Raw genomic sequence first — 5749 nt, forward strand, 5'->3', positions numbered from 1 at the left:
GATTCGACACCCACAATCAAAACTGGTAACTCTCACCTTTTCAAGGCGATATGTCAGATCAAGTCGAGACTAATTCACATTAACCAGTCACCTGATAAAACTCGTTCAGGATCGTCTTATGAAACCGCTCGCAGATGCCGTTGGTTTGTGGCGACATCGCTTTGGTTTTCGTGTGGTCGATATCATTAATCGCCAAATAAAGCTGGTAATCATGGTGCTCGACCTTGCCGCAATACTCTGTGCCACGGTCAGTTAAAATACGCAGCACTGGCAACTGCTGTGACTCATAAAACGGCAATACTTTATCGTTCAGTAAGTCTGCTGCGGTGATAGGTGTTTTCGTGGTGTAGAGCTTACAGTGCGCGACTTTGCAGTACGTATCGACATAGGTTTGCTGATAGATACGACCAACGCCCTTGAGGTTTCCGACATAAAACGTGTCTTGCGACCCAAGGTAGCCTGGGTGCGCGGTTTCAATCTCACCACAGGCTTCATCGTCGTGTTTTTTACGCTCAAGTGCCGCAATCTGTTCATCGGTAAGCTGAATTCCATCGCGAGCAACCTTGGCTTCTAAGGCTTTCAGGCGTTTCTTAAAGTTCTCTAAATCGTGTCGCAACCAGATTGAGCGGACGCCACTGCCAGACACAAACACGCCTTTCTTGCGCAGTTCATTGCTGGTTCTGTGCTGACCATGCGCCGGAAATTCAATCGCATAGTCCATCACTGCTTGTTCAACAGCTTCTTCGACACGGTTCTTGATATTTGGACTTCTGCGACTTTTTTCTATCAGCGCATCAACACCGCCATCGTCCACCAAATCGCGGTAACGATAAAACGTATCACGAGACACACCCATAACTTTGCAGGCTCTGGAAACGTTACTCAGTTCCTCGGCCAGATTGAGTAAACCTGTCTTGTGTTTGATGATTGGATTGTTACTATGGAGCATGAGAGTTACCTTTTTAGTTTTGATTAAGGATTCGACACCCACAATCAAAACTGGTAACTCTCACCTTTTCAAGGCGATATGTCAGATCAAGTCGAAACTAATTCAACTGAAGGATGAAAAGATTTTGATCAATTATATTGAATCAGTTAGTTGCCATGCGATCTTCAAAGCTGACGATCAATGAATGGATGACCGCTGAAACCGATAAGTTTTCGCTCAAACTCGGCAAGCGCTGCAAAAATATGAAATACCAGCTTTCCACCAGACGTTGTGGTGTCTATTGCTTCCGTAATAGAGCGGAAGCCTACACATTAAGTAATTCCAAATCTGTGATGATGGATACGAGATTTTTTAAACTGCGCCCTAATCGATCTAATCGCCAGACAATTAAGGTATCTCCTGCTCTGAGATTATCCAAACATTTGTCCAGTTCTGGTCGTGTTTTTGATATCCCAGATACAGATTCCTGGTAGATTTTTTCACAACCTGACCTTTGCAAATTATCGAGCTGTAACGCTGTGTCTTGCTCGATAGTCGATACCCTTGCATACCCTATGGTCAAAATACCTCCTGTAAAAGCACCTCAAAGATAACGCTTGTTTTCTGAATAATTAAATGTGACCCGTCATAAATATATGAAATTAATTCAGTTAATAAAGGTACCTTTTGTGGACGTAGATTTATAGACGAGTTTATGGACGGTAACAAGGCTTATTTCGCATGCGAAAACTGGCATTTACTAACGTCCAGAAAAGAATCGTTTTATAGATGTTGTTAATCTAATTTCATGAATTTGACCATTCGTGAATCGCTTAAGATATCCTTATCAAGGAAATCTTTATTTTCTTTTAGGTACTTCCTAAGTGCTTGCCGTGCTTTATAGTAAGCTTGATCCCCGCCACTTATTACGGTGTTTATTACAAAACCAGATTTTCTAAGCGCGTGTTGTATGGCGTTCAACTTCTGCAGTTCCGATTCTTTAAGCTCTGTTTTGTTCGTGTTTAACGGAGAACCAGTAATTTTTGATTGCCAATTTTGAATTACGAGCCTCACTTGTTCTGCTGTTATTTCGGAACCAGGGGTTTTCTCCGCTTCAAAAAAAATATCAAAACTCACCCTTTCCAACTCTCGAAAGTTCCCCTCCCAAGCCTGTTTTTGCAACTCTAGTAATGCGTCTTTTTCAAAGGATGGAAAATAGGTTAGTAGCTTTTCTATTTTTTCTTCTCGAATTTCATCTAGACTGACAGGTTCTAAGCTCTTCCATCGGTAAGAATATAAAATACTTTTCAAGTATTTGTTTTCAATATCAATTTTTAGTCTTTCACTGAGGGAAGGAAATGATTCTATGTGACGAACTCTGTATAGGATGTCTTTTCTCAGGCGATTTTGTTCCAGCAACGAGCTTATATCTTCGTTAATTGCTAGCACCACTCTAACGTTGAAGCGTTTTCGATTGTTGTCATCACCTATGCGTGCCACTTGAATGTCGTTTGATACTGCACTTAATAAATCTAGTAATTGCGCCTGAAATGTAATTGGTGCTGATTGAAACTCATCAAGAAATAACACTCCCCCATCTGCATCTTCGAACCAACCTGAGCGACCTTCTTTATTTGCATCAGTAAATGCGCCCTTAACATAGCCCCTCATTCGGGCTTCTAGTAACGATTCACTGACAGATGAAAGATTGATCTCTACCAAAGGTAGTTTACGTGATCGCACTGCATAGGATTTTCCTGATCCTGTAGGGCCAGACAACAAAATTGTCCCATGTTTTTTTTCCCATGCATTCTCGTTCGCAGTGGCATCTTTCAACATTTCGCTATGTAAAGACCCAATAAATGAGGTTAGTGGACTGGTATTTTTTGCATCTGTTGCCAGCGATAGAAAGACCAAACCCAGATCTTCGGAGTGGTCTATAAAGTGAAATTTCTCTTTGAGTTCTTTTGAAAGATTCTCTATAAGTTTATACGCCTCAGGCGCCGCTGATTTGGACCAGCTAGCGGGGAATACAAATGCTGTTTTCTGCTCGTTGAGCTTTTTAGCCTCATGTATAAGGTCCCTGAAAATAAGGCCGTCTGGTTGTTTCATCGAATTGGGCACTAATACTTTGGCGAGGCGAGTTAAACCCAGCTCCTTGATGCCAGCTATCGAAACTTCATAGTCATCTAGCTGCAAAGATTGGCTGTCATATCTTCTGAAGACATTGTCCACTGCTATGCACCATAGTTCCTTATTTGCTGCGTTAATCAGCGCCTCTGCAACTTTATTTTTTTCTTCGATAGATGACCACTGTATGCATCTAGGAACTTTTTCAGAGTTTTCTGTGTAAGACATGTAGCAAGCATTTGCAAGCTGGGCAATTTCCTTCTTGGGGATCTCATCAAGAAATATATATTTTATTCCTGCTAAATTAAATGACATATAGTTCACCTAGTAAATTACACTTAGTAAATTATAGTTCAATTAATCATAAAAATGTTTGTTATTTATTTATATATTATTTAATAAAAACAACAACTTAAATATTTTTCTTTTGTTGGCACAGTTTTGGCAATGTATTGATAAGTAGCGCAGTGGTTGTGTTACTCCTTAGAGGAATTAAGTTATGATTTTTAAAATTGATGACGTTGCTGACATTGCAAAACTAATTAGTGCTTTACGGTTAATGGTTAAAGGCGAGTTTGTCGTTTCAAAAGATGTGATTAGCGAAGCGATCCAAAGACTACGTCAATTCGCAAAAGAAAATGGTGTATCGATCAAAATCCAGTCTCCTTCTGGCGAGCGAATCTTAGAAATTACTGCTGTAGGCACGATTGTGGGTGCTTTAGTTGGATTCTACTTTGCGGGGGGCGTAGGTGCATGTATTGGAGCTGCTATTGGTGCAGGAATTGGTTTCACTATGGCTAATGTCACCCTCGTGATGTCGTCACGTGGTGACGATATTCACTTACAATCGGTTTAACAGTTTATTAAACTAAACACATTTCCAGAGGATTCAGTAATGAAATTAAATTTGATCGATGTAATTCAACGTAGCCTGGCTAATAAAGATGATGTAAAGCCACTAGTAAAGTATTTAGGGCTCGAAGATGATGTTTTGGATTATCGGCTAGGTGGCGAACGTCAAGCGGCTGAGCTTATAGCTAGCTCTTTGCGAAAGCTTGGAAGTAATGATATTGCAACGTTATTCCGTGGTGGTGATGGCGTTTCCTATAGTGAAGTGGTTATAGATGTTGGTGATAAGCTCAAAGCCAATGTGTTAGAACAAAATTCTGTTGAAGAAAATGAACAAATCATTCTTTTAAAAATGTTTGAAGACGCCCTTGAGCGTATGACGGACGAAGAAAAAAGGGCCATGTTTCGTTCGATGGGAATAAACGAACGAGACCTTCCGGTCGGTGCGATCACCACAGCTATCTTGCAAGGTTTGCTGCGTCAATATGGAGGTTTCTATATTTATCAGATTTCTGTAATTGTAGCGAATATGGTTTCAAGAGCCTTGCTTGGTGCAGGGCTCAGTTTTGCAACTAATGCAGCCATAACTCGTACGGTCGGTACATTACTTGGCCCTATAGGTTGGCTGGCTACAGGTCTTTGGTTAGCTGTCGATCTGGCTGGTCCAGCTTACAGAAAAACTGTTCCTGCAGTAATACATATAGCTCTTCTTCGGAGTATGTTATTTAACAAAATAACGGTAGGTGTAGTCGGTGATGGTTCTTCAGGAAAAGACTCCTTAGTTAAGGCAGTTTTCGGGCTAAATAGTCAAATCAATCCTATCGCAGGGTCTACTTCACGAGCTGTAAGTTACCCTCTCAATGCAAGAGGTAATGCTGTACTTGTCAATTATCCTGGATTCAATGATTATCGGAGCGAAGTTGATAGATATACGGATGACCTTCTGCACCATACGGATACTTTTGTTATGGTGGTTGATATCAATCGAGGCATATCACAGGTAGACATAGATATCCTTAATAAACTCAAATCGTTTCGTAAGCCAATTCTAATATGCTTGAATAAGGTTGATTTACCTAGAAATGAAACAGATTTAGAGAGTTTAGAGAAAACAGCAAGGGAACGTTTGAAGGGGTATCCAATTATAAAGACTGCATTTGATCCTGATACTCGTTTACAAAAAAATACTATCGGTTGCTTAGCTGTGTATGAGTGGATAAAAAAAGCCATTGGAGATGCTGGGAAGGGTTTGGAAAATGGCAACTTCCCGCCTCCACCAAGTGATATTTGATCGAATGCTGCATCGTGGTCCTGCCACGATGCAGCATTTTAGATTCTAAAATGTCTGACGCTCCGTCATCTGACTAAAAGTGTCTAATTAAAAATATCAAACTATATTATAAATATTTTGGGGTTGGCGCAGCGAAAAATATCAAACATTAGCTATTAATTAATCCGTAAAACGACGGATTTTTTATCAAACTATAATCTGAGCCTACAATAATGTGGAATAGAAATAGAGTTTCATACTAAGTATTAAAGTATCGTACTTAGTAATAAAAATTCATACCAAGGTTCTGGAAAGCTCTCATAGCCTTGGTATGAATTAACTCAAGGGAACAAGAATTTCTTCTGTATAAACTTTCTCGTGATGCAGCAACCGAGCTTCTCATCAGGATTACGCTCAACTTTACCTGACTATAGATCCTAACTAAGGCTAACAGCCTGCCTTGTGTTAATGGCAGTGACCTATCCCCGGAATTAGTACCAATCCCGTGATGAGATTTTCCAGCTTATGCGGCCTGCTTTGCATACTCAACAGGCGACATGTAATTCAACGAA

General features: G+C 40.3%; 5 protein-coding genes and 1 pseudogene. 2 read left to right on the top strand and 4 right to left on the bottom strand.

Annotated elements, in window-relative coordinates:
• Positions 1 to 85: 85 nt before the first annotated feature.
• The 4 genes and pseudogenes from N3Z11_RS17930 to N3Z11_RS17945 form a co-directional block, all read right to left on the bottom strand.
• A pseudogene (locus tag N3Z11_RS17930) lies at positions 86 to 949 on the bottom strand (IS481-like element ISSod13 family transposase); the annotation flags it as partial.
• Between the two features lie 164 nt (positions 950 to 1113).
• On the bottom strand, positions 1114 to 1242 hold the full coding sequence (locus N3Z11_RS17935) for a recombinase family protein (RefSeq protein ID WP_313771373.1): 129 nt from the start codon (positions 1240 to 1242) through the stop codon (positions 1114 to 1116).
• Between the two features lie 11 nt (positions 1243 to 1253).
• Complete coding sequence (locus tag N3Z11_RS17940; RefSeq protein WP_313771372.1) at positions 1254 to 1511, bottom strand: recombinase family protein; 258 nt, start codon at positions 1509 to 1511, stop codon at positions 1254 to 1256.
• Positions 1512 to 1723: 212 nt separating this feature from the next.
• A complete protein-coding gene (locus tag N3Z11_RS17945) occupies positions 1724 to 3373 on the bottom strand; it encodes a sigma 54-interacting transcriptional regulator (protein ID WP_260658560.1) in 1650 nt (549 codons plus the stop codon).
• Between the two features lie 184 nt (positions 3374 to 3557).
• On the opposite strand from N3Z11_RS17945, the gene N3Z11_RS17950 reads away from it, so the two are divergent.
• The gene (locus N3Z11_RS17950) at positions 3558 to 3914 is read left to right on the top strand and encodes a hypothetical protein (RefSeq protein WP_260658561.1); all 357 of its coding nucleotides are present in this window, start codon (positions 3558 to 3560) and stop codon (positions 3912 to 3914) included.
• A 39-nt stretch (positions 3915 to 3953) separates the two neighbouring features.
• Complete coding sequence (locus tag N3Z11_RS17955; protein ID WP_260658562.1) at positions 3954 to 5198, top strand: GTPase; 1245 nt, start codon at positions 3954 to 3956, stop codon at positions 5196 to 5198.
• Positions 5199 to 5749 lie beyond the last annotated feature (551 nt).

The sequence above is a fragment of the Rheinheimera sp. 4Y26 genome (assembly GCF_025245835.1).
Lineage (GTDB): Bacteria > Pseudomonadota > Gammaproteobacteria > Enterobacterales > Alteromonadaceae > Pararheinheimera.